This window comes from Microcoleus sp. Pol12B3 (genome assembly GCF_036701355.1).
In the GTDB taxonomy this organism is placed as follows: domain Bacteria; phylum Cyanobacteriota; class Cyanobacteriia; order Cyanobacteriales; family Microcoleaceae; genus Microcoleus.
Genome location: NZ_JAUBQS010000042.1, coordinates 54,572 through 58,250 on the forward strand (window position 1 = coordinate 54,572; position 3,679 = coordinate 58,250).

The following is a 3,679-nucleotide window of genomic DNA, read 5'->3' on the forward strand; positions in this document are numbered from 1 at the left end:
GTGCTTTTTCCCGAATTGCTAGAGAGCGTTGGTGCAGGGGTTCGGCTTGGGCGTAGTTGCCCATATCTTGGTACAGTGCTGCCAGGTTGTTGAGGCTAGTAGCGACATCGGGATGCTCGGAACGCAGGGCTTTTTCCAGGATGGCTAGAGAGCGTTGGTACAGGGGTTCGGCTTGGGCGTAGTTGCCCATCTGTTCGTACAGTAATGCCAGGTTGTTGAGGCTACCAGCGACAAGAGGATGCCCAGAACCCAAGGCTTTTTCCCGGATTGCCAGAGAGCGTTGTGCTAGGGGAATTGCCTCAGCATATTTGCCTTGTTGGTAAAGTTGCATAACCTGTTGGTTGAAGTGTTTAGCTTCTTCCAGTTCAGCCAACTGTTCAGTTGAAGGCGTTGGCGTTTGTGCAACCATCGCACCAGGAACACCCACTACAATACCCAGCGTGGCGATCAGGGCAGTTGTCCACAGCAGCGTTCTCCGGCTCATAATATTTCTCCGTCGTGAGTTAGGCTATTTCTAGAAAATATTGCCTTTTAGCTCATAGTGCGCCACTAATTCCACATATCTTAATGCCGCCATGAAACGCCGCCTATTCGTTCAATTTGCTGCATCTACCCTCACCACTCTGGGATTAAGCCAATTCGATATTCAACACCGTAGTTGGCGCTATGCCAAAGTTTTGGCACAAAGCACGCCTCGGAAACTAGCGCTGTTGGTGGGAATTAACAACTATCCCGATAGCCCCTTAAAAGGTTGTATAACCGATACCTACTTGCAACGAGAATTATTAATTCACCGCTTTGGCTTTAATCCCAACGATATTCTTTTAGTCACCGATGAAACGAATATTAAACCCACCCGTGCAGGCATCTTACAAGCTTTTGAAGAACATCTGATTAAACAAGCCAAACCTGGGGATGTGGTGGTTTATCATTTTTCCGGGCACGGTTCGCGAGTCTTTGACCCGGATAGCGGTGCATCTGACCAATTAAACAGTACCTTTGTGCCAATCGATCGAGAAAGTTCCCCAGATGGGGAGAAAACAATTGTCTCGGATGTGATGGGGGAAACCCTATTTTTATTGATGTCTGCCTTACCCACCGAAAATGTCGCCGTAGTTCTCGATAGCTGTCATTCCGGTGGCGGAAAACGAGGCAACTTGACGATTCGCGCCATTACAGGCAGCTCAAAATTTCACCCTAGCCCGATCGAACGCAGCTATCAAGACCAATGGCTTTCTAAGCTGGGAAAAACAAGAGAATGGTTGAAACAAGAACGTCAAATAGGAATTGCCAAAGGGGTCGTCATTGCTTCGGCGGCGCGAAATCAATTAGCTGCCGATACGCCTTTTGATGGCTTTGACGCCGGAGCTTTTACTTACGTCTTAACTCAATATCTTTGGCAAACCACCTCTGCTGAACCGATTAGCAGCATTCTGGCAAATGTAGCTCGCAGCACCACCCGCATTTCCAGCAGCCAACAAATCCCAGAATTTGAAGCTAAAAAAGATAGCAATAACGCAGGAAAACCCGCTTATTTCACCAACCATCAACTCCCCTCAGCGGAAGCAATAATTACCAAAGTAGCGGGTAAATCTGTCGAATTATGGTTGGGAGGAATTGAGCCCCAATCGATCGCCGCCTTTAACAAAAATGCCCTGTTTTCTATTTTAGACGATCGAGGTAACAACTTGGGAACTGTGCGCTTAGATTCCCGCAATCCTAATAATGGATTAATTGCCCAAGGAATTCTAGTCGAAACTTCCCAACCGAATGCGATTAAACCCGGATCGATCTTGCAAGAACAAGCACGGGCAATTCCCAACGATTTAAAGTTACGCATTGGATTGGATGAATCTTTAGGGGCAGATAAACCAATAGCATCCCAGGCACTTTCTCGCCTGACTCGCATCGAACCAATACCTTTAGGACAAACCCAAGTGCAATATATTCTCGGTCGCATGACTGAGGCAAATTATCGAGAACTTCAACAAAGAAAAGTTGCCGATCTTCCCACCACTGGCAGTTTGGGTTTATATGCACCGGGTTTAGATTTAATTCCCGCTTCTTTTGGTGCAGCTAACGAAAATGTTACCGCTGCGATCGAAAGGTTAAAAGCAAAATTCCGCTCTTTATTAGCAGCCAGATTAGTTAAATTAACCCTGAATGCGGATTCATCCCGGTTGAAAGTTTCCGCAGTGATGAAAATATTAGATTCCCAATCCGGACAACCGATTGATGTGGCGGCAAGTGCCTTTACTGTTCGGGGAAATACTAAAAATCCGTCCCAATTACCAGCTAATATTAAACCAAATACTGTTGAAATTGAAGGAGAAATCCCCAAATTACCTTTAGGAACTCGCGTGCAATTTTTAGTTGAAAATAAAGAAACTACAGACCTCTATCTGAGTTTATTGGTAATTACTCCAGAAGGCGAAATGGTGGTTTTATTTCCTAATACTTGGGCGGCGGCAACAGACGCAGCGTTAATTAAAGCAGGAGAAACGCGACAAATCCCAGAAACGGGAAAAGATCCGTTTAAAATTACCGTTGGTAAGCCATTTGGCACGGTAGAAGTATTGATAATTGCCAGCGCTACGCCCCTGCGAGAAGCTTTGAAGAAATTGCAAGCGATCGCTACCAGTCGCGGACAAAGAGGGGGACCATTACCTCTAGATTCCGATGCTGCTGGGGTAATTGACGATTTATTAGGCGATTTTGACCGGGGAACTCGCGGCAATAGCCGTCTTTATGTCTCTTTCGATCCTGCTGTGCGGGCGGTGGATACCGCACAGTTGGCAGCTATGTTGATCGCATTTAAAGCGGTGGAAGCTTGAACTTTGACCTGGTGATTCCCAAAAAGGATATTACCCCTCTTCTGTCACTTTAGGCAAAAAATAATCTGGAATCCTTAGAGCCTAAGACTTTTATCAAAAATCTTAATTTCCATTATTCTGTTAGAAAATAAATGCTCAAATCCTTGATCTATCTATAGTTGAAAATTTGGCTCTCATTTTTGTTTTCCCAAAGTGACAAAAGAGGGTTATTAATACCCAAATATCGAGCTGCTGTCAAGAAACGGATTTTCTTAGATGTTCTACGGGTTGGTATTCCAGATGCGTCTGTTTTCCAGCTTTTTCGATTTACGTGATCGCACAAAGTTAGTGAGCAGCTCCAGCAGTTTTCCTGGCAATTAGCCTTAGTGTTTTTTCTTCAACTTGGGAGTTAAGTGTTCTACAATTCCAGCTAATCGAATAGAATTGCATCCCAGTTGATAAGCAAACTCTACGGATTCCCCAGATCCTAATGCATCATAAAAACCCACCGCAAATTCAATAGCAGCCTTATCCCCAATCGCCCGACTCATGCCAATTACATAAGGAACGTGCTGTACAATGGCTTCCGCTTGCACCTCTGAGTAACAGGCATTGAGTACAACGCACTCTACTCGATTGGCGAACAACTTAAAAAGTTCGGCAAGTGCTTCTGCATCAACGTACTGCACCTTTCCAGTTTCGTCTTCCAATGCCAAGCCCTCATCCCCTGCACCGTGACCCGAAAAGTGGATGATTTGCGGTTTGTAGTCCAACAGGGCACGGGTTACATCGGGAGCATCCCGGTTTTGTAAATGGTTAAAAGTATGATAAGAGCCAAAAGTTTTCGCCCTGCGCTATATGATAGA

At 45.3% G+C, this 3,679-nt stretch carries 3 protein-coding genes; 1 reads left to right on the plus strand and 2 read right to left on the minus strand.

Going from position 1 to position 3,679, the window contains the following annotated elements; all coding sequences use genetic code 11:
• Positions 1 to 484: tetratricopeptide repeat-containing protein (locus tag QUA53_RS20010; protein ID WP_333249031.1), on the minus strand; the 484-nt coding region annotated here is incomplete at its 3' end.
• A 91-nt stretch (positions 485 to 575) separates the two neighbouring features.
• Between QUA53_RS20010 and QUA53_RS20015 the strand changes: the two genes are divergently transcribed.
• Positions 576 to 2,834 (plus strand): caspase family protein, encoded by a 2,259-nt coding sequence (locus QUA53_RS20015; RefSeq protein WP_333099341.1) that lies wholly within the window; start codon positions 576 to 578, stop codon positions 2,832 to 2,834.
• A gap of 362 nt (positions 2,835 to 3,196) precedes the next feature.
• On the opposite strand, the gene QUA53_RS20020 is transcribed toward QUA53_RS20015, so the two are convergent.
• On the minus strand, positions 3,197 to 3,586 hold the full coding sequence (locus QUA53_RS20020; protein ID WP_333099339.1) for a CHAT domain-containing protein: 390 nt from the start codon (positions 3,584 to 3,586) through the stop codon (positions 3,197 to 3,199).
• Positions 3,587 to 3,679: the final 93 nt, after the last annotated feature.

Coding starts and splice junctions, on each gene's coding strand:
- QUA53_RS20015 (WP_333099341.1), top strand. CDS start 576: ATGAAACGCCGCCTATTCGTTCAATTTGCTGCATCTACCCTCACCACT.